This window comes from uncultured Croceicoccus sp., from assembly GCF_947496385.1.
Taxonomy (GTDB): Bacteria; Pseudomonadota; Alphaproteobacteria; order Sphingomonadales; family Sphingomonadaceae; genus Croceicoccus.
In genome coordinates this window covers 16382-34729 of the sequence record NZ_CANMCP010000014.1, presented here as the reverse complement: position 1 = coordinate 34729, position 18348 = coordinate 16382, and the positions used below count along the sequence as shown (strand labels likewise).

Annotated in this window: 18 protein-coding genes; 12 read left to right on the top strand and 6 right to left on the bottom strand. The window is 60.3% G+C overall.

The genetic code is table 11. The features are described 5' to 3' along the window. Positions 1 to 284: 284 nt before the first annotated feature. Positions 285 to 1121 carry a hypothetical protein gene (locus Q0897_RS14615; protein WP_299310131.1) on the top strand — a complete coding sequence of 279 codons (837 nt, stop codon included), beginning with the start codon at positions 285 to 287 and terminating at the stop codon, positions 1119 to 1121. A 206-nt stretch (positions 1122 to 1327) separates the two neighbouring features. On the opposite strand, the gene Q0897_RS14610 is transcribed toward Q0897_RS14615, so the two are convergent. From Q0897_RS14610 to Q0897_RS14595, 4 genes are read right to left on the bottom strand one after another with little or no spacing between them, the layout of a single operon-like run. Beyond that, the gene (locus Q0897_RS14610; RefSeq protein WP_299310130.1) at positions 1328 to 2059 is read right to left on the bottom strand and encodes a DUF6602 domain-containing protein; all 732 of its coding nucleotides are present in this window, start codon (positions 2057 to 2059) and stop codon (positions 1328 to 1330) included. Then, positions 2056 to 3009, bottom strand: a complete 954-nt coding sequence (locus Q0897_RS14605; protein ID WP_299310129.1) for an AAA family ATPase — start codon at positions 3007 to 3009, stop codon at positions 2056 to 2058. The genes Q0897_RS14610 and Q0897_RS14605 overlap by 4 nt, the downstream gene beginning before the upstream one ends. After that, positions 3009 to 3521 carry a hypothetical protein gene (locus Q0897_RS14600; RefSeq protein ID WP_299310128.1) on the bottom strand — a complete coding sequence of 171 codons (513 nt, stop codon included), beginning with the start codon at positions 3519 to 3521 and terminating at the stop codon, positions 3009 to 3011. Before Q0897_RS14600 ends, Q0897_RS14605 begins: the two co-directional genes overlap by 1 nt. Positions 3522 to 3530: 9 nt before the next feature. Continuing rightward, entirely contained in the window at positions 3531 to 4496 is a 966-nt protein-coding gene (locus Q0897_RS14595) for a CBASS oligonucleotide cyclase (protein WP_299310127.1), read from the bottom strand. Positions 4497 to 4614: 118 nt separating this feature from the next. On the opposite strand from Q0897_RS14595, the gene Q0897_RS14590 reads away from it, so the two are divergent. The 6 genes from Q0897_RS14590 to Q0897_RS14565 all read left to right on the top strand — a co-directional run bounded on the left by Q0897_RS14590 (position 4615) and on the right by Q0897_RS14565 (position 9379). Then, positions 4615 to 5523 (top strand): WYL domain-containing protein, encoded by a 909-nt coding sequence (locus Q0897_RS14590; protein ID WP_299310126.1) that lies wholly within the window; start codon positions 4615 to 4617, stop codon positions 5521 to 5523. Between the two features lie 314 nt (positions 5524 to 5837). After that, positions 5838 to 6767 carry a zincin-like metallopeptidase domain-containing protein gene (locus tag Q0897_RS14585; protein ID WP_299310125.1) on the top strand — a complete coding sequence of 310 codons (930 nt, stop codon included), beginning with the start codon at positions 5838 to 5840 and terminating at the stop codon, positions 6765 to 6767. An 11-nt stretch (positions 6768 to 6778) separates the two neighbouring features. Then, the gene (locus tag Q0897_RS14580; protein ID WP_299310124.1) at positions 6779 to 7219 is read left to right on the top strand and encodes a hypothetical protein; all 441 of its coding nucleotides are present in this window, start codon (positions 6779 to 6781) and stop codon (positions 7217 to 7219) included. Positions 7220 to 7438: 219 nt separating this feature from the next. Then, on the top strand, positions 7439 to 8374 hold the full coding sequence (locus Q0897_RS14575; RefSeq protein WP_299310123.1) for a DUF2493 domain-containing protein: 936 nt from the start codon (positions 7439 to 7441) through the stop codon (positions 8372 to 8374). Between the two features lie 70 nt (positions 8375 to 8444). Beyond that, the gene (locus Q0897_RS14570) at positions 8445 to 8714 is read left to right on the top strand and encodes a hypothetical protein (protein ID WP_299310122.1); all 270 of its coding nucleotides are present in this window, start codon (positions 8445 to 8447) and stop codon (positions 8712 to 8714) included. 266 nt (positions 8715 to 8980) lie between these two features. After that, positions 8981 to 9379, top strand: coding sequence for a single-stranded DNA-binding protein (locus tag Q0897_RS14565; RefSeq protein WP_299310121.1), 399 nt, complete (start codon positions 8981 to 8983; stop codon positions 9377 to 9379). 66 nt (positions 9380 to 9445) lie between these two features. Here the strand turns inward: Q0897_RS14565 and Q0897_RS14560 are convergent, their stop codons facing one another. Further along, a complete protein-coding gene (locus Q0897_RS14560; protein WP_299310120.1) occupies positions 9446 to 9712 on the bottom strand; it encodes a DUF6437 family protein in 267 nt (88 codons plus the stop codon). 345 nt (positions 9713 to 10057) lie between these two features. Between Q0897_RS14560 and Q0897_RS14555 the strand changes: the two genes are divergently transcribed. The 5 genes from Q0897_RS14555 to Q0897_RS14535 all read left to right on the top strand — a co-directional run bounded on the left by Q0897_RS14555 (position 10058) and on the right by Q0897_RS14535 (position 17610). Then, complete coding sequence (locus Q0897_RS14555) at positions 10058 to 10279, top strand: hypothetical protein (protein WP_034921513.1); 222 nt, start codon at positions 10058 to 10060, stop codon at positions 10277 to 10279. 731 nt (positions 10280 to 11010) lie between these two features. Beyond that, positions 11011 to 11343, top strand: a complete 333-nt coding sequence (locus Q0897_RS14550; protein WP_299310119.1) for a hypothetical protein — start codon at positions 11011 to 11013, stop codon at positions 11341 to 11343. Then, positions 11333 to 13645 (top strand): type IV secretion system DNA-binding domain-containing protein, encoded by a 2313-nt coding sequence (locus Q0897_RS14545; protein WP_299310118.1) that lies wholly within the window; start codon positions 11333 to 11335, stop codon positions 13643 to 13645. The genes Q0897_RS14550 and Q0897_RS14545 overlap by 11 nt, the downstream gene beginning before the upstream one ends. A 59-nt stretch (positions 13646 to 13704) precedes the next feature. Further along, positions 13705 to 16629: a MobF family relaxase gene (gene mobF / locus Q0897_RS14540; RefSeq protein ID WP_299310117.1), complete on the top strand. Its 2925-nt coding sequence runs from the start codon at positions 13705 to 13707 to the stop codon at positions 16627 to 16629. 72 nt (positions 16630 to 16701) lie between these two features. Then, positions 16702 to 17610, top strand: coding sequence for an HNH endonuclease (locus Q0897_RS14535; protein ID WP_299310116.1), 909 nt, complete (start codon positions 16702 to 16704; stop codon positions 17608 to 17610). Between the two features lie 10 nt (positions 17611 to 17620). Here Q0897_RS14535 and Q0897_RS14530 read toward each other — a convergent pair whose 3' ends face one another. Next, positions 17621 to 18256 carry a S24 family peptidase gene (locus Q0897_RS14530; RefSeq protein WP_160484440.1) on the bottom strand — a complete coding sequence of 212 codons (636 nt, stop codon included), beginning with the start codon at positions 18254 to 18256 and terminating at the stop codon, positions 17621 to 17623. Positions 18257 to 18348 lie beyond the last annotated feature (92 nt).

The following is an 18348-nucleotide window of genomic DNA, read 5'->3' as shown; positions in this document are numbered from 1 at the left end:
ATGTGTCAGGAGCTGCCAACAAACTGGACGTTCCGCTTACTAAATAGGATTCCCGCAAACATTCGTACATTCGTCGGTAGAGGGGTCCCTGGACTGGCTGATTCTGGCTTAGTTATCCCATCTTGACGTTTCCTCCCGAACATCCAGTCGTCCGTCCAGGCCGACTTTCCCAGAGAGTAATTTCGACCGCTAAATTTGCGGGGACAGCTCGATCTACTTTTGGGGCAGCGCCTGGGATGCAGAAAGATATCGCGCCGTCGTATGTCAGTGTGCGATAGTCGGCCATGGACATCGAAGAGCAATTGCTCGCGGCCTCGATCCGCGACACCATACACAATGCCGACCTAGCGCTCGCAAAGTATCAGCACGTATGCGAAGGCAACCGGCACGACAATGTCGACAAGGGAGACCACGCCGAGGCGCTAGAGGAGGCCGAGCGCCACCTCGTCTTTCTTATCGAGAAGGTCTTCCGCGACACTGCCGTCCTCGCCGAGCGCATGTCGTTACCGGGCTATCGGAAGGATGTGCTCCGCGCGCGCCAGTCCATCAAGGACCTGACCGCAACCGAAATTCCACCGTGGGACGTTGCTTTTCATAGTCCGCCGCTAGCTGCAGCGCGAACAATGTTCGACTCGATCGCAACGATGGTCGAAGGTCGAGAGGTCACGGGATTGCGCGTCTTTGAGACGATGCTCCACAATACGCCGAAGATCATCGAGCGCGGCGGACTGAAGCCGTCGAACGAAGCCGAAGTTCGAAGCGCTGTGCGCGCAGTCCTGCAACTCGCGTTTCGCGACGTTGTCCGCGAAGTCCCGATCCCCAAGAGCATCAAGACCTACCGACCCGACATCGGCGTGCCGTCGTTGATGGCTGCAGCCGAATACAAGTTCATCGATTCACAACAAGAAGCAAAGGCTGCACTTGAAGGGATCTACGCCGACATGCGCGGCTATGCTGGACATCACTCATGGCGCAGCTTTTATGCTGTCCTCTATATGACGAATAATTTCTATAATCAGGCCGACGTCGATCACGAGTTTCGATTGGTAAAGGCCGACCTCAACTGGACGCCTCTTGTCGTGATCGGCCCAGGCGGGAGGAAAACCAAGGGTGTCGCCTGATCGCGACCACATCGAAAGCAGCTCGTCCCGAGTCCTCGGCACCAAACGCCAACATTCCTGGCATTCAAACCACCGCTTCAGATTCCTGATTGTTGCCAGTCGTTAACCCGACCCGTGAGCGCGGAACTCACCGATCCATCCGCTTCTACGCGTACGTCTGAGCCAAGGTGCCGCTACAAGCTGGCTGCCTACCAATATTGATGCTGTCATACTGGCACATCAACATCGAGCCAGCGGGCGTAAGCTCTTACATCGATCATAGGCACGGTAGCCTTTTCCTGTAGGCGCGCGATTAGCTCGAACAGAAACGCAGTGGCCGGCTTGCCAATGGGCATGAGCGTGCCACACCCATCGTCGTCACAGGAAAAGATGCCATGCGCGGCGACGCAGCCCAGGTCGAGCCGGTCGTCGCTTCCAGCCGTCGCCAACGAATTGGTCAATGGCTCGCCCAGCCCTGGACTCCAATCACTTTCCAAGGTCAGCAGACCACCGATAATATGCTGTAGCGGTTTGGCCGGATAGGTGCCGCCTGCATGGGGAATCGGCAGGCTGGTGCGGTGCAGGCGACGGACGCTGGCCACCTTCTTTCTTGCATAGGCGACCTGCTCGGCGTTGATAGATTGCTTCGCCTCGAAGACACCATACACGCTCTCAGCGGGAATTACCTTTTGCCCCTGAAAATTAAAGATGAAGGGAGAATACTGTCGATCGAAGACGACTACGTCGATCTGTTCGCTGAACGTGCCATCACTATCGACAACATGCGCAGAAGTCGCCTGATAGCGTTGGGGCAGATAGGTCTCGAACAGCTCCAGCCACACCGATTCGCTGGCATCTCCCTTGGTGCCGGGATGACTGAAAGCCCTTCGCGCCCGTGCGAGCCGATCCTGAATGTCGTCATGGAGTTCCGACAGCAGTGTTTGGATGGACCAGGTCATTTCAAGGCTCCCAATGTCTGCATTTCGTCACGAAACGGAGGTGTCGCGGTCATGCCCTTCGCGATCTGTAGTGCGCGATCGGCCTCAATGGGCCGGTCCGGATAGGCATCCAGCGCTATGGCAGGAAGCAGGCGTTGGGTGATGTCGGAGAAGGTGAACCCCGGCTTTCCGTGCGCAGCGCCGGTCGAAACGACCAACGCGTTGATCTGCGGCTGCGTGAATCCTAATCCGCCCAGTCGTGTAGAAAGGATGTGGAAGCGCTGCTCCTCGTTCGGGCGCGCGAAGGCCATGACATCCGCCGCTCGCCTCCGGACTGCCGGGTCGAGTGCGTTCAGCCTGTTGGTGCACATGATCACAGCCGCAGGCAGGCGAAGGTTGGCGAGCCGGTCGATGCCGCGGATGAAAGCGTTCACCCCAGCGCGATCCTCGTGGTGCATCTGCGCCGCCTCGCGCGACTGCGCCAGGGCGTCAGCCTCGTCGACCAGCAGGATGATGCCCCCCTTGGCCTTGCCCGATGCCTTCAGGCGCGTGGCAGCCTGAACCGTGTGCTCGAACGCAGCAGAGAGAAGCTGCGTCATCTCGCCCACGCGGCCCTGCCCGCGGGTCGCCAGGCTGAGGGGGTAGAGGGTGATTTCAATCCCTTCCTGCCTCGCGACCTTGTCACCGATAGTTTCCGCGAGCTCAGTCTTGCCGGAACCGACGTCGCCAGCAAGAACGACGAGCGGCGGACGACGTAGGACAGCGTCGAGCATGGGCTTGGCATCGCCCTTTACGAACTTCTCCGCCCAGCGCTCCAATCCCTGCGGATTGACTAGCAGGCCAAGGATCTTAGCCAGCCGGGACTTCTGATCATCCAGACCGACCAAGCGCGCGAGCCGTTCCTGGGGATCAAAATCGGGATATGTCTGGCGACGCTCGAACAGTTCGTCGAGACCCGGCATGTTTTGCATCAGTAGCTCCTCACACTGGAACGATCGAGAGCTCGGCCACCAGCAGAGTAGGTGCGATCGGAGGCAAGATATCCATTAATTGTCGGCTCAGAACCGGTCGTGCGCTGGACAGGGAGATTGCCTTCAAACTTCGACTTTTCGCTGTCGGAAAGCAGGAAATAGGCCATGGAGTAGTTCATGAAGCTACCAAACGTCGCGCCTGATATGTCCTTGCCAGGCAATACCCGCCCAGGATCATCATCGCCCGCAGATGCTCCCGCCAAGTCCCGCGCTGCATACTTGAGGGTCGGCTCGATCCACTGCCCATTGCGCTTGAAACCATAGGTGACGTCAGCCAAATAACCGGCCTTCAACATCGCGACCCCCTCCTCCTCAAATTGAGTGATCTGCCAGTCGTAAGGTTGCCCATAGAGCCGCTGCATCCGCTTCAGGTCGGTTGCAATCTTAGCGGCCATGTGGCGCGCATGCGTCACGGTGAAGGTCTTGCTTTCCGTGTAGCTGTAGCTGGACATCGTGACCTCTCAGACCTGGAAGGTGGAGCCAAAGACCTTCTGCCAGTAGCCGACGGTCAACTGCTTAGAGGGAGCCGCCAATGCGGCATCGATGGCGTCGCCGGCATCAAGGGCGGCATCCACGATCTCGCCCATGTTCGCCGCAGTGTAGAGCCGAGACACGTTGTTTTCGGCATTTACCGGGTCGATGATCCGCATGGGATCATAGAACGTGCCGATGCTGGAGAGAGGGTAGTAGTCGGAGAAGGCGATGCGATCCTTCAACCCGCTGGTCGCGATGTAGGTGAAGAAGTGCTGCAGAGCCTCGGGATAGTCCGAGAGGTCCAGCCCGTCATCGCACAGCTTGGCCATGATCATCTCGATCATAAACGACTTGAAGCGGAAGCCGTCACGCTCCTGCTTTTGACGCCTTGCCCAGAACTTCACCAACCGGACGACTTGGGCGAAATGCTTTTCCTGCGCCTTTTTGCGCTTTCCTGCGAACTCGAGGTGGAGAGGGATGCTGGTCCTCAGGAAGGAGCCGTCCTCTTGGCTGACTAAGTTGCCATACCACTGTGCATCCCCGTCATAAAGGATCGGCACAACATCAACATCCAGTCCGGATCCCCGGAAGGACACGGTGACCGAATAGGTCTGAGGCTGGACCTGATCCGGAGAGAAATTCGGGAATGCCTTCCGGAGGCGCTCCGCCAAGTAGGTTAGGAGCGCGCTGACTGAATGCGGCGCGTCCGCACCACTGATGTAGCAGGCCACGTCGATGTCGTTAAGCGAGCGCAAGGCGGTGCCCTTGGCCAGACTGCCCGACAGCATCATCTTCCGCAGCGTGAAATCGGGATGCTCATCAACATATGTTTCGAGCCTCTCGCGAAGCCGCCTTGCCTGCGCGCGATATTCCTGCGCCTTGTCCTGCGGTAGGTTCACTCGCTCTTCGGCAAAGCGCACAATATCGCGATGCCCAACATGGTCTCGGCTCATCGAATCGTCTCCGGTAGCCCTCCGTCCTTGACGCGGGCGGTCAGATACGCGACTCGGGTTGCCGACCCGCTAGAAACAATATGGGTATCGTAACTATACCCGTCAAGGAACTATACACATGGTCGAGGACGAAAAGCGCCCCTGGACGCAGACCCGCCGTTTCGAGTTCATCGAATGGAAGCTGTTTTGGGAAGGAGCGCTGAACCGGAGCGACCTGGAGGAAACGTTCGAAATCTCAACGCCGCAGGCATCAGTCGATCTCCGGCGATATCGTGAACTGGCCGGTGACAACATTGAGTATGATGCCACAAGCCGGTCGTTTAGGCCCACGCCCGATATCAAGCCATCCTTCCTGAAGGCGTCAGCCGACCGCTTGCTCATTCAACTGCGTGCGCTACTAACCGGTGCCTTGCCGCGGCGCGAAGTTTGGTTCCGCGACCTGCCGTCAATAGATATGGCGCCGGACATCGCCAGGCATGTTGATGCCGAGTGCCTGCGCCTGATCCTCAACGCCATCCGAACCAAACATTGCGTGGAAGTCCGATACCAGTCGCTCACCAACTCACGCACGAGGCAGATAGCGCCCCATGCCCTCGCGTTCGACGGGTATCGTTGGCATGTGCGCGCATGGGCTTGCGATCGCGACGACTTTCGGGACTTCGTCCTGACGCGTATCGACCAGATCGATGCGGGCGCCAAGGCAGATTTCGATCCCGCTGACGACCTGGAGTGGAACACGAAGATCACCTTGGACCTTCGCCCTCACGCCGGACTCACGCAGGAGCAGAGCCAGGCCATCGAGCGCGACTACGCGATGGAGGATGGAAGGCGTGAGATCGAAGTACGGTTGTCCATGGCCTACTACTTCATCAGGCGGATGAACCTCGATCTCACCGATCTTCCTCCCGCCCGCGCCCAGATATGTCTTCAGAATTTAAGTGAGGTACTACAAGCTATTGAACAAGCAAGAGCACAAGCTAGGCAACGGATTGTCGATCGAAAGATGAGGAATATTGACTGCGAATGATACCTCAATCCTAGTGCGATGTGGGTGCTTGGCTCGAGCGGCGGCCGCGTTGAACGGCACTGGGAACGCTCACGCTCTCGAGCAAATGTTCGGAACGTCCGCTTTCACCTGATCGCCACCCTTAGTGGACAGTCCAAATTGTCCGACATCGCGGACAGATCGAGGCGACTTTTCCGATGTTCGCTTTCGTGCGATCGTCGGCACTCTTCGATGACTGGAGTGAGGCGCATAGCTGTGCGCATTAATCGAGAGGGGAGAGGGCTTTGATTTTCCTGAACCGGGACATGTCTGTCCCGGTCATCAGGAGAACTCCCATGACCAAGTCCCGTCGCACTGCTTCGACATCGCCAGCGGAGCGCATCACCGCCGCTATCATCGAAAAGCTCGAGCAAGGCACCAAGCCCTGGGTCAAGCCGTGGCGCGGTGTGCCGGTATCACGGCCCTTGCGCTCCTGTGGAACGCCCTATCGAGGCATGAACACCTTCTGGTTGTGGATGGTCGCCGATGGCTGCGGCTACGCCTCGCCTTACTGGATGACCTATCGCCAGTGCCAGAAGCTCGGCGGACAAGTCCGCAAGGGCGAGAAATCGACCATCGCGATCTTCTACAAGAGCTACACCAAGGAGGTCGAGAACGCCGAAGGCGAAGCTGACACCGAGAACCGGCGCGTCCTCAAGGCTTATGCCGTGTTCAATGCCGACCAATGCGACGGCCTCCCCGAGTTCTATCATCCAAAGCCACTCGTTGCCGCGCTGGAGCCCGAAGGTCGCGAAGAGCGGCTTGATGCCTTTTTCGCAGAGATCGGCGCTGACCTGCGGCATCATGGAGCCCAGGCCTATTACGAGCCGCAGCGTGACCGGGTCACCATGCCGCCAGCCGAACTCTTCGAAGCCTATGACCACTACTACGCAACGCTCGCGCACGAGCTGTCGCACTGGACGGGGCATTCTTCGCGGCTCGACCGCGATCTCAAGAACCGCTTCGGCAGCGATGCCTATGCTGCCGAGGAATTGATCGCCGAGCTGTCCTCGGCCATCCTCGGGGCCGAACTGAGTCTTCCGGTCACCCACCTCGACCATCACGCCAGCTACATCGCGTCCTGGCTCAAAATCCTCAAATCGGACGAGCGCGCGATCCTCACCGCTGCGGCCAAGGCCGAGGAAGCGGCCAGCCTGTTGCTTGACCTTGGGGGTCACCAATCCAGCGAAAGCGAGCCCGACATTGATCTCGCTGATGCAGCCTGAGGAGCAGTGAGATGGGACGTTCCGTCAGCTATCCGACCGGCGCCGTGGTGGCCTTTCGTCTGCTTGATGGCAGCGAAGACGACGATGTCGACTGGGTCTACGAGTGCCTCGTCGACGAGGTAGTCGATACCACGAAGGCGACCTTTCCTTCCTTCGAACGCTTCGATGGATGGCGCGGCCGCGAGGATCGTATCCTCCTGCGCAACGCCTTTGCCGATTGCGGCATATCGACCTATTGCGGCCTTGCCGCGATCTGGCTCGCCGAACGCGACGATGCCAGGTACTGGGAGGCCGACTTCTACAACTCACGAACGGCGAGGGCGCGGCACTGGCTCGGCCAGGTGTCGGGACGGTTCATCGACCTGTTTGGTGAGTTGCGCCTGGTCGGTCGGTTCTCGAATGGCGAAGCGATCTTCGAGCGCTCCCGATCCAACTGCGACACCGGGTCCTGATCCTGCCTCATCCCTCTCCGCCGGGAGAGGCCCTTGGGCCGGTCGGGGCGCGCCGCAACCTGCGGCCCGTCGGCCCGTGTTACCCGCGCCAGCCTAGGGCCGCAGGTTTCCCGCTACGCGGTGCGTCACGCCCCTTTCCCCGGCCCTGATCGGGCTCCGGCGGACAGGGCCGAGGCGATGGTGCCTCCTCTCCTTGTCCCCGCGATCAGGAGACACCCCATGTACGACAGCTTCATCGACCAGTTGAACGGCCTTGACCTTTCAGGCCTCAGCATCAGGCCGGCCCCCTTCAACGCGACCGACTTTCCCAGCGAGGATGCGATCGACCAGACGCTTGGCGCTGTATGGTCCGACCTTTTCGCGATGTTTTCCGACACGGCCCTCGAGGCCGATGCCGAGGACATTGCCTGGGGCATGGTCAACCTCTTCCACCGTGCAGCCAGCCGCAAGTCGGCTCAGCTCGACCGGGCCAGCGACGAGATCCGGGTCCTGCTCGCATCAGCCGATGGCTCCGAAGTGCATTCGAGCAATCTGGAAGAACAGGTCGAGCGCGCGCAGGCCGCCGAAGCCAGCATGCTGGCTTTCGAGCAGATGCGTGAGGCTGCGGCGGCACTTTATCGCGACGAGACCGGTTCCTCGTGGAAGCCCGTTTCCGGCTCGCGCCCGAGCCATTCGCGCAACCTCACTTCGGCCGTAATCGATGCCCGCGATTTCCTCCGCGCTCGCGCTGAGAACCGGCGCCACGCCTTGATCCCGGAAGGAACTCCGGTCGTTTTCGCCGGTGGTCGTCAGTGCTTCGAGAGCCCCGGGGATGCAAAGCGTTATGCCGACAATATCTGGGCGACACTGGACAAGGTGCGCGATGTGGTTCCCGATCTCTTCCTGGTCCATGGCGGCGACGGCAAGGGTGCCGATCGCCTGGCCGCCAGCTGGGCTGAGCGCCGCGAAGTCCAGCAGCTGACTTATTCACTCGATCGTCGGCTTGGTGCCCGCGCCGGCTTCAAGCGCAACGAGCAAATGCTTGCGCTCAATCCGCGTTACGTCGTCGCCTTTCCGGGAAATGGCGTGACCGAACGGCTGGTCATCGATGCCAAGGCACGCCGGATCACAGTGGTCGATCGCCGCGGCCTCTTGGGCACCTCTCCCGGGTCCTGAGGGGGCATTCATCATCAGCATCGTAAACGTCTGCATGTGCATCCGGCATCGACCCGGCTATGAACCAGTCATGCAACTTGATGATCTGCTGCAGCGCTACTTTGCCACCACCGACCTTACCGGGGTTGCTCCCGACACCTTTGCAGCCGGCATCGAGCACTGCCGGGTCGATCTCGGCCTTGAGGAGGACCGGGGCAAGCGCTTTGCACTGTGGTCGTTCCTGCACATGTTCGGGTCCGCCCCCGATCTCGATGTGGCGTTCGAGAACGAAGAAGATCGGGAAGCCGCCCGCAACTTCATGGATCTCCTGGCGGCATCGGAGGGCGATGGGGTAAGCTGATTGCAGTAGGGTCTTGGCACCTTCAGACCCGCACCCGATACCCATCCGGCTTTCTTCGCGAACAGTCCTGAACCAGGTCAGCTGAGGACGGCAACCCGTTCCTTTCCGGCCGTGTTGGCAGCTGCGCTGCCTGCCCGCACCACCCGTCATGAACAGGTTCCCCTTGGAGCTTCGCTCCTGCGGTGCAGTCCTCCCATGCCCTGCTTCTTCTGGATGTTCGCAAGCCGGAGATGGTCTCCGGTTTGAGGAACTGAAGGACTTACACCATGACCAATATCGCAATCCTCACCGGCCGCATCGCTCGCGATCCGGAAACCCGCGAGACCAAGGGCGGCACCAATGTCACCGGGATCACCGTCGTCACCGATCGCCCCGCACGCGACAAGGACGGCAAGACCTACAAGGACGAGAACGGCTACACCGCCAAGGAAAGCGAGTTCCACCGGGTGACCTGCTTCAACGGCCTCGCCAAGACCGTCGGCCAGTACTGCTCCAAGGGCCAGTTGGTCAGCGTCCAGGGCCGCATCCATTACACCCAGTGGGAGGACAAGGACGGGGTCACGCGCTACGGCACCGAGATCCTCGCCGACAAGGTCGACTTTCTCTCCCGCGGCAACGGGTCGAGCGACGACAACGAGAACACCGACGCTCCCGAGATCGACTGACATCGATCCCGATCGTCCCCTTACGAAGAGGCTCTGACGCAAGCGGCAGGGCCTCTTCTTCTGTGGTTACTGGGTTCCCGGCGCTGCATTCGAGGCACGGGTTGAACCGCGCGCCGTCAGTTTCTCGATCGCGGCATCCTCGCCGAGTTTCCCGAGTTCTTCGGCAACCTTCCTCAGGCCCTTCTTCGAGAAGCTTTCAAGGCCGCTTCCCAAAATGATTTCGCCGAGTTCTCTGGCCGCTTGTACTTCGAGTTCGCGCTGTTTTGCGTCGAGCGCCTCACGGTCCGCTTCGAGTTTTTGCAGGGCTACAATCGCGCTCCTGTTTCGGGGCATGTTACTTGTCCTTTTGTCCCCCTTCGATCCGCTCCCCGGTTGTTTCCATGCCCGTTTCACCGGGGTGTAGGAAAGGCAATTCGCACGCAGGAGATGTTTGATATTGGGCGGAGGTGGTGGGTTCTTGCTCACGGTTCTCCCAGCATGATGGCCTTGCGCCTCCCGCCCCAAGGACGGCGGGGCCCCACCATTTTGCCCGCCACCGGATTGGATCCGGCAGCGAACAAAATCGTTACCCCCGCCGCCGCTATCGCGGTCGCCCATTCGGGCGATCCCTGACCCGGGATGCACAAGACCATCGCGCGCACCTCCTGTCGTCTCACGACAGAAATCAGGAGGATTATCATGGCCTATTCAATGCATTGCGCCGTTGCGTCCCGGAGCTACTTCGAGGCTCTGGAAACAGCCGAGAAGAGAGCGCTTCACAGCTTCTTCGATCAGCACGTTATCGAGGATGACGAACTCGGGTACTTTGCCCTCGACGAGGGTGACTACAACATCTTGCCAGCACATCTCGCAGCGCGGGTGGTCCACACGGTCCACGGCGGCATGCTCGACGAGTTTTGAGACTACCGACAGGGCGGGAACCGGGAACGGTTCCTGCCCTTTCTTCTTGTTCGCCGGGTAGTCCAATCAAGCACAAAAACCCGGTTCGGTCGGTTGCTCTGACGGCCGCCCACCGCACTGCGGCGGCACCCGATAAGTGGAGCGGGGCTGTGGACGCACTCTGTCCCGCGCATCTTGCGATGCGCTCCTGAGGGTGCGGCGTAATTTGTTCTTGGGCCCCGCGCGCACTTGCGAACCGGCAACGGGTCGGGCGGCGGGAAGCTTGGGCACGCGACAGGTCCCGCTTGCCTTGCTTCCCACGCGCCCTTGGCCGCTGCCTCTTTCGCAGGTGCTGTCTTCGGCTGGAGGCGTCCAACTGCTTTCTATCTGCATACTGTGAGCTGCCAGGCTTGGTTGCTCGCGCTCCAACATGGAGATCGGGAAAAGTCGTCCTTGATCAATCCCCCTCACTGCCTGGACCACCTCGCGCACTTGGGAACAAAGGAGCACACCCTACCCCGCGATTTCGGGATTTATCTTTCTGTTATTACGAAAGAATGTGGTTTTGGGCGGAATCAACCCGTCTGCGAGTAGAGCGGCTTTGCGCTGATCCGCAGACAACTCACATCTTTCTACCACACTGAAATATTGTCTGAATCTTTCGATTGACTGCGAGTTGTTCACGATTTATTCTCATCAGCACCTTCCGCAAGGTGAGCCAGGTTCCGTCGGCCCGACAAGGAACCTGTTTCATGACCCGACAAGATCGGCTTCAGACATTCGTATCTCCCTCCGTTGGTAACTGGGTTCGCCAGTGTGCCGCGGACCATGGCGTCAGTGTCAGCGTCTTTGTCCGTGACCTCATTGTCGCAGCGTGGCAGCGCGATAACGACGTGAAGGACCGCCCCGCAGGGCTCGATCCAGCGCGCCAGTCTATCTTCATTTCGGTAGCGCTCGATGCGCTTCTGGCCAGCCATTCTGATGCGAGTTTGCGCGACCGTACCCACGAGGCGTACCGGAGACGCCTCGAACGTCTTGGCCTCCTCGTCAACGCAAACATGGGAGGCCATTCCCATGAAGCATAATCTCCTGAACTTCACCCGCGGGAGCCAACTGCTCGGCCACTTCGGTTTCATGTTTGCAGCGGGGCTGAAGGGTCCTCTGATTGTCACCGGCCTGGTTGCCGTCGGCACCTGCTATTGGGAAGTGCGGTCGGCTCTGAGTGATCACCAGATCTACCTGGTCTGGATGCATATCTACGCCAGTCTCTATGCCTTCATGGAGTTCGATCCGGCCAAGCTGGTCAACCTTGAATTGCTTGACGGCGAAAGGGTCGGCCTCCCGTTTGGCATCGTTCGCGAGTTCCCGCCAATGCGCGAGGCGGTCGATGCGTTTCGATCGGCAGTGAAGCAGGGATTGCTGGTCTCGGCGGTACTGCTGATCCCGGCCTTCGTGTTCTTCTGGTGGTTCGCCGAGCGCTTTGGCGGGCGGTCGAAGGAGCGCAAGCACGAGCGCGGCGCAATGCTTGTTTCGCTCGACGAACTCGAAGAGGAAATCGAGCGTCACAACAAGGCATTCCGGGCCGAGGAACTGGGGCGCAAGTTCGGCTGGAAGTGGCGGCTTGCGAGCTCGTCGGCGCTCGCCGAAGCGGGCCACTACCAACCCGCACATCTCGCCGGTGTAAGCTGGCCGTGGCGGCTCGAGCAGAGCCACGCCATGCTCATCGGTACGACCGGAACCGGCAAGACCGTGGCGCTCACCGAACTAGTTGCCGAAGCGCGTGAACGCGGCCAGCGCGCGGTCATTTTCGACCTGACAGGGGCATTCATTGAGGCCTTCTACGATCCCGCGCGCGACATCATTCTCAATCCTGTCGATGTGCGGTGCCCACTGTGGAGCGTGTTCAACGACTGCACGACGGAAGCTGAGTTTCATGCTGCCGCTGAAGCGCTCGTGCCCCATGACGGGGGTGGTTCAGAACAGTTCTGGGTGCTCGCGGCGCGCATGCTGTTCGTCGAGATGTGTCTTCATCTTGCCCGTACCGGCACGGCAACCAACGAGGCTTTGGCACGGCGGCTGATGACCGCTGACCTGTCCGAAGTGCATAAGCTGATGCGCGGTACCATGGCCGATCCGCTGACCGCTCCGGAAGCGGCCCGCATGGCGGAATCGATCCGCGCTGTGTTCAATGCGAATGCGAAAGTGCTAAAGCTCTTGCCCTCATCCGGACCGCGCTTTTCGGTCCGCGACTGGGTCAAAGGCGACTGCCAGGCGGGCTCGATCCTGTTCCTGTCTGCCCGCTATGTCGACATGAGCATCTCCTCGCAGTTGCTGACGTTATGGCTCGACACGGCGATGAATACGCTGATGACGCTCGAGCGCACACAAGATCTGCGGATGTGGTTCCTGATCGACGAGCTCGGTGCCCTTCACCGATTACCGGCGCTTGAAAAGGGGCTGCAAACTGCGCGCAATTTTGGCGGTGCGATCGTCACCGGGGTGCATGCGTTTGCCAAGCTCAAGGAAGTCTACGGCGAGAACATGGCCATGACATTGTCCTCGCTTGCGCGAACCAAGCTCATCCTGGCGACGGCCGATCGCGAAACGGCGACCTGGTGCTCCGATTTCATCGGCCACCGGCAGGTGCGGGACATGGAAGAAGGCTACAGCTACGGGTACAACAACGCGCGTGACGCAGTCAGCCTGACCCCCCGGCGGCAGATCGAGCCGTTGCTTCTGCCCGACCAGTTCATGAACCTTCCGCGGTTGTCGGCCTACATCAAGTTCCCCGACGGATTCCCCGCTGCGCCGGTATCGCTCATTCCGCGCACGCGTGGCCGTATTGCCGAGGGATTCATCGCCCGCGAGAAACCGCTCATAAGGCCTGGCCAGGGTCCTGCGGCAACTACGCTCCAAGCAAAACCGGGTTCGAAACCGAATGACGAGCATCCCGCTTCGAACGATGACGGTGCTGGTAAGCCTGTCGATTCAAAGCAGCTCAAACTTGACTTGGAGGGGCAGCGCCGTGTCGCCGATGAACCGCAGGATCGGCAGGAGCCTGTGCTGCTTGAAAAGCTGAATGCAGGGCGCGCTGCTGGTGATCTCGGTGCCGAAACCCGGTCCGATACTCATCTGGATGCAGGTCCAACGCTACCTCTCGCCGCCGTGCAAACCGGTGAGGATGCACCAGCAATGGGCGCGGAACAGCATCTGTCCGAACCAGGAACCGCCGGCGATGACGCAGGTGGCAAGGATGGTTCGACGCCACGAGGCCGTTCGGCTGCCAACGGCCGCCAGCCTCTCACGCCGGTCGAGAAAGACCTGCGTGAAGGTGCGGTCGCAGATCCTCCGGAAAAGGATTTCGGCGAGTTCGAGCCCGACATGTGAAAGGCAAATGGGGAGGGATTACTCGGCCGCGAGGGGAGCCGTGACGAGGACCAGCCAGAATGCTTTCCGTCGCCAATGTGCGCTCCCCTTCCGCCGCCGCGAGCTATTTCGCGGCAGACAATTACTACACCGGTGCCGATGCCGATCGTTCCGGAACCTGGGTCGGGAAGGGAGCGGAACGACTTGGCCTTGAGGGTCGCGTCAGCGCTGAGCAGTTCGATGCCTTGCTGCGGGGAGAACTTCCCGGTGGTATCCAGGTCGGCAACGCGGGCCAGGCCCGCAGGCCGGGAACCGACCTCACATTCTCACTCCCGAAAAGCTGGTCGCTGCTCGCGCTGGTGGGCGGGGACCAGCGGATTATCGATGCGTACCGCGAGGCCGTCATCGAGACCTTGCGCTGGGCAGAAAAGAACGCGGCGCAGACCCGGATGGGCAGTCAGGCTGGCTACGGGAAGGTCGCGACAGATAATCTGACGATTGGTCTTTTCCAGCACGACACCAACCGCAACCAGGAACCAAACCTGCATTTTCACGCGGTCGTGGCGAATGTCACGCAAGGCAGCGACGGGAAGTGGCGCGCGCTTCGCAACGACAAGCTTTGGTCTTTCAACACCCTCCTCAACTCGATGACCATGGCGCGCTTTCGTCTGGCGGTCGAGAAGATGGGTTACGAAGCAGGGCCGGTTGGAAAGCATGGCAACTTCGAAGCAGCGGGCATTGTCCGTGAGCAGGTCATGGCCTTTTCGACGCGGCGCGAAGAAGTCCTCGACGCGGTACGCCAGCTGGGTGAGAACACTCCGAAAACCCGCGACATTGCTGTGCTCGATACAAGGAAAAGTAAGGCGCCCGTCAGGGACCGGGAAGGCCTTCTCGATGCATGGCGGCAGAAAGCCCAGGAAGTCGGCATTGACCTTGCCGGCTTGATCGATGCGTCGCAGATGCGGGCTGCAACGAAGGACATTCCCAGCTCGAAAGAAGGCAGCCTTCTTCAGCGTGGAATTGCGAAGCTGAGAGAGTTCGCGCAGCGGATCAAGGGCGATCCGGCTGATCCACTGATCCCTGCCCATGTCCTCAAGCAGGATGCACCGACCATTGCGGCCGCGCAGGCCGTGGCTTCCGCGGTACGCCATCTCTCGCAGCGCGAGGCAGCGTTCCCGCGTGAGGGATTGCTGAAGGCGGCGCTCGATTTTGGGCTGCCGACGACGGTGGATCACATCGAAACCCGTGTGAACGCATTGGTCAAAAGCGGCGCACTCGAGTCCGGCAAAGGCGAGCACAAAGGCTGGCTGGCGAGCCGGGAGGCGCTAGACCTTGAAAGCACCATTCTCGCGAATGTCGACCAAGGACAAGGTGCGGTGTTGCCCATTCTGCATCGACCGGACGCCGCAGAACGGGTTCAGGCTGTTGCGGCGCTCAACCACGGAATTTCGCTCAACGAAGGGCAGGAGGATGCGGCGAGCCTTGTCCTTTCGTCGCGTGACAGGATCGTAGCGATCCAGGGCATAGCCGGGGCGGGCAAAAGCAGCATGATGAAGCCGGTTGCCCAGCTGCTCCGCGAGGAAGGCAAGCAGGTACTGGGGCTCGCGGTGCAGAACACGCTCGTCCAGATGCTCGAGCGCGACACCGGCATCCGTTCGATGACCATCGCTCGCTTTCTCGCCCAATGGGGCAGGCTTCTGCACGAGCCTGGAAATGCCACGTTGCTGAGTGAAGCTCGGAGCGCGCTCGGAGACCATGTCCTGGTGCTCGACGAGGCGTCGATGGTGTCGAACGAGGACAAGGCCAAGCTGGTACGGCTGGCGAACCTTGCCGAAGTCCAGCGCCTGGTTCTCGTCGGCGACAAGCGACAGTTAGGCGCCGTCGATGCCGGTAAGCCGTTCGACCTCGTACAGCAGGCCGGGATCGAGCGCGCCAACATGGATGTGAATTTGCGCGGCCGCGATCCCATCCTGCGGCGAGCCCAGGCCGCCGCGCAGGAAGGACGCATCGACGATGCGCTCCGGGCGCTTGCTCCTTCAACCATCGAGGCTCGCGGAGACAGCGCGATTGTTGCTGCCGAAAAGTGGCTTTCGCTTAGCCCAGCGGATCGGGATCGGACGTCGATCTACGCGTCGGGACGGGCCTTACGTTCTGCGGTCAACGATGCTGTGCAGTGCGGACTCAAGGCCAACGGCGAGCTCGGCCCACGATCGGGCCGGCTAACCGTTCATTCGCGGGTGAATGTGACACACGAGGAGCTGCGCTATCTTCGCACTTACCAACCAGGCATGGTCCTTAACTTCCGCTCGCGCGACAGCACCCAGAAACTCTCCAAGGGCGACTACACCGTCAAAACCATCGATCATGCGCGCAAGCAGCTCGTGCTTGAGGACCGGAAGGGGCGGGTTCGGAAGTTCAATCCCGCGCGATTGCGGCCGGGCGCAGACGATAGTCGGCTGTCGCTCTTCGAACGCAAATCGCTGTCCATCGTTGAGGGTGACAAGATCCGTTGGACCGACAACGACCACAAGCGCGGGCTATTCAACGCCGACCAGGCCAGGATCGTGGCCATCGACGCAAAGGGCGTCTTGGTGGAGACATCTGAGGGCAAGGAGCTCCGCCTGAGCCGCGGCGACCCCATGCTCAAACGCATGGACCTCGCCTATGCCCTCAATGCGCATATGGCGCAGGGACTGACCTCTGATCGCGGGATCGCGGTGATGGACAGTCGCGAGCGCAATCTCGCCAATCGGCAGACCTTCCTGGTCACGGTCACCCGGCTTCGCGACGGCCTTACGCTGATTGCAGACAATGCCGAGAAACTTGGTCGGGCCATCAAGTCCAACAGCGGCGAGAAAGCTTCGGCCCTTGAAGTAACGCAAAGGCTTAAGGCGGCAGCGGCCAAGGGCCTTTCACACGACAAGGATGTTGGCAGCGCTTCGCCTGCAAGTGACAAGCCCGAACTGACAAAGGAAAGGGTAAAGCCTTTTGAAATAGGCATTTGATCACCGACAGCCTGGACGATTTCCGCGTTACCAGGCACGATGCCTGTTCGAGAGAAGTGCGGAGCGTTGCCAGTGAAGGGTGTTTTCGAGATCAGTGGCAATTCGCGCTACGACGACCTCATCACAGAGCGATATCATTTCCCCTCGCAATATATTCCTCAGGCCCGCCAGCTCGAGAACGATTGGATCCTCTACCGCGAAACCCGCGTATCCGGCGGTCGGATGGCCTACATCGCGACCGCTTTCGTTGAGCGGATCGATCCCGATGAGGCTGATCCAACCCATTACTATGCGCGCGTCAGGGACTATCTACCCTTCGATGACGCGGTGTCCTACCGCGATAAGGACGGACGCTTCGCCGAGCGCTTCCTTCGCGACATGGCCCGTCCTGGCGATGCCGGAAGGACGCTCCGCGGCAAATCGGTGCGCACGCTCGATGGCGATGATTTCGTTGCCATCGTCAATCAGGGGCTGAGCGAGACGCTCGACCCGGACAACCGGATCAGGCTCGAGCTCGACGAGCGGTACATCGACGATGCAACCGCCGCGCTGCTGGCCGATGAATTTGGCGAACGCCGGATCGAGCAGATCCTGGTGAACAAGAAAATCCGTGCAGCCAGTTTCCGCAATCAGGTTCTCGATGCCTATGACAGCACCTGCGCCGTCACGGGATTGCGGATCATCAATGGTGGCGGGAAAGCGGAGGCACAGGCGGCCCATATCTGGTCCGTCGCCGATGGCGGACCCGACGTCGTACCCAACGGTGTGGCACTCTCGGCTACGGCCCATTGGCTGTTCGACCGGCATCTCATCACATTCGACGACAACCTTTGCCTGCTCGTATCGCACAACAAGGTGCCGTCCGACCTGTTGAAGCTCTTCCCGCCTTCTGGACAGAAAATCAGGCTTCCGGTCGATCCGAGGGATCACCCCCGTCCGGACTTCGTTGCCAAGCATCGCGCGCGTTTTGCGGGGTTCTGATCCGGTAGGATCAGACAGCGCGTCCGAACCAGATGACACGGCCGACCACCTGAATCTCGGACCGGTCGACATCATCCCAACTGGGATAGGCCGAATTGTCGCTGCTGATGGTGATCTTGCGGCCACCGGGCTTGAGCGTCACGCGCTTGACCACCAGCGCATCGTCGGCGCGCAGGACGTAGATGCCGTCACGTAGCCGCGAGCCCTGGTCCGACGCATCGACGAGCACTTCGTCGCCATCGCTGAGTGTCGGCTCCATGGAGTCGCCCAGGACATGGATGATCGAAAGGCTGGCACTCTTTGCTCTGGTGAGCCTGGCAAGCCAGCGTTCGTCGAAACCGAAGCGGGTATGGGCGGTCTCGCTTTCAGCAATCGCTCCGAAGCCTGCCGACGCATCGACATTGAGCACGGGTATCTCGATCAACCCGTCACGCATGGGCACAGGCGGTCCGCCAAGCACTTGCTCGTCGACCCCGAAGAAACTGGCAAGCGTGCGACGGTCATCGTCATCCAGTTTGCGCGGCGAGCCGCGCTTGATGAACTGCTGAATGTAAGACGAGTTTCGTCCGATCATCCGCGAGATCGAGGAATATCCGAGCCGTCGCTGCTGGATCAGGCGATCAAGCTCCTCTCTGACATGTTCCATCGTGTCGTTCCTTCTGGCGGTCTGAGGAGAGAAGGAAATCTCCTAGACTCGATGGAACCTTCCTACTAAGAACAAAACAGGAACACAAGTGC

Bases quoted from the DNA above. Each gene is read 5' to 3' on its own strand.
- Q0897_RS14615 (WP_299310131.1), top strand. From the start codon at position 285: ATGGACATCGAAGAGCAATTGCTCGCGGCCTCGATCCGCGACACCATA.
- Q0897_RS14610 (WP_299310130.1), bottom strand. From the start codon at position 2,059: ATGACCTGGTCCATCCAAACACTGCTGTCGGAACTCCATGACGACATT.
- Q0897_RS14605 (WP_299310129.1), bottom strand. From the start codon at position 3,009: ATGCAAAACATGCCGGGTCTCGACGAACTGTTCGAGCGTCGCCAGACA.
- Q0897_RS14600 (WP_299310128.1), bottom strand. From the start codon at position 3,521: ATGTCCAGCTACAGCTACACGGAAAGCAAGACCTTCACCGTGACGCAT.
- Q0897_RS14595 (WP_299310127.1), bottom strand. From the start codon at position 4,496: ATGAGCCGAGACCATGTTGGGCATCGCGATATTGTGCGCTTTGCCGAA.
- Q0897_RS14590 (WP_299310126.1), top strand. From the start codon at position 4,615: ATGGTCGAGGACGAAAAGCGCCCCTGGACGCAGACCCGCCGTTTCGAG.
- Q0897_RS14585 (WP_299310125.1), top strand. From the start codon at position 5,838: ATGACCAAGTCCCGTCGCACTGCTTCGACATCGCCAGCGGAGCGCATC.
- Q0897_RS14580 (WP_299310124.1), top strand. From the start codon at position 6,779: ATGGGACGTTCCGTCAGCTATCCGACCGGCGCCGTGGTGGCCTTTCGT.
- Q0897_RS14575 (WP_299310123.1), top strand. From the start codon at position 7,439: ATGTACGACAGCTTCATCGACCAGTTGAACGGCCTTGACCTTTCAGGC.
- Q0897_RS14570 (WP_299310122.1), top strand. From the start codon at position 8,445: ATGCAACTTGATGATCTGCTGCAGCGCTACTTTGCCACCACCGACCTT.
- Q0897_RS14565 (WP_299310121.1), top strand. From the start codon at position 8,981: ATGACCAATATCGCAATCCTCACCGGCCGCATCGCTCGCGATCCGGAA.
- Q0897_RS14560 (WP_299310120.1), bottom strand. From the start codon at position 9,712: ATGCCCCGAAACAGGAGCGCGATTGTAGCCCTGCAAAAACTCGAAGCG.
- Q0897_RS14555 (WP_034921513.1), top strand. From the start codon at position 10,058: ATGGCCTATTCAATGCATTGCGCCGTTGCGTCCCGGAGCTACTTCGAG.
- Q0897_RS14550 (WP_299310119.1), top strand. From the start codon at position 11,011: ATGACCCGACAAGATCGGCTTCAGACATTCGTATCTCCCTCCGTTGGT.
- Q0897_RS14545 (WP_299310118.1), top strand. From the start codon at position 11,333: ATGAAGCATAATCTCCTGAACTTCACCCGCGGGAGCCAACTGCTCGGC.
- mobF (WP_299310117.1), top strand. From the start codon at position 13,705: ATGCTTTCCGTCGCCAATGTGCGCTCCCCTTCCGCCGCCGCGAGCTAT.
- Q0897_RS14530 (WP_160484440.1), bottom strand. From the start codon at position 18,256: ATGGAACATGTCAGAGAGGAGCTTGATCGCCTGATCCAGCAGCGACGG.